This window comes from Paraburkholderia sp. J69-1 (genome assembly GCF_905220255.1).
Classification (GTDB): domain Bacteria; phylum Pseudomonadota; class Gammaproteobacteria; order Burkholderiales; family Burkholderiaceae; genus Paraburkholderia.
Window position 1 is genome coordinate 1 of sequence record NZ_CAJMZG010000103.1, and the last position, 390, is coordinate 390.

At 62.8% G+C, this 390-nt stretch carries 1 protein-coding gene; it reads right to left on the reverse strand.

Annotated elements, in window-relative coordinates; translation table 11 throughout:
• The coding region (locus U5A67_RS40580) for a transposase (RefSeq protein WP_321818850.1) at positions 1–390 on the reverse strand (390 nt) is incomplete at both ends.

Sequence of the window (390 nt, forward strand, 5' to 3'; positions counted from 1 at the left end):
CGCGCGCGTGGATGCGCTGAATGCGGGCCTTGGCTTTTTTCCAGTTGCTGCTGCCTTTGACCTTGCGGGCCATGCGGCGTTGATACTTCGCAAGCCGCTGCTCGTGCTTGCGCAAGGACGCGAGCGGCGCGATATAAGAGCCATCCGACATGGTTGCGAACCGCGCCACGCCCACGTCGATACCGACTGCCGGGCCAACCGGAACCGGCGGTTCGACCTCGCGCCGCGTGAGAATCGACACGTACCACTTGCCAGCGCGCAGCGACACGCTGGCCGAGCGAACATCGCCAGGTACATCGCGACTCTTACGGTAACGCAGCCAGCCGAGCTTCGGAACCTTGATGCGGCCGTTGCTGCTATCGACTGTGATCTGATTCTTGTCGGGGAACA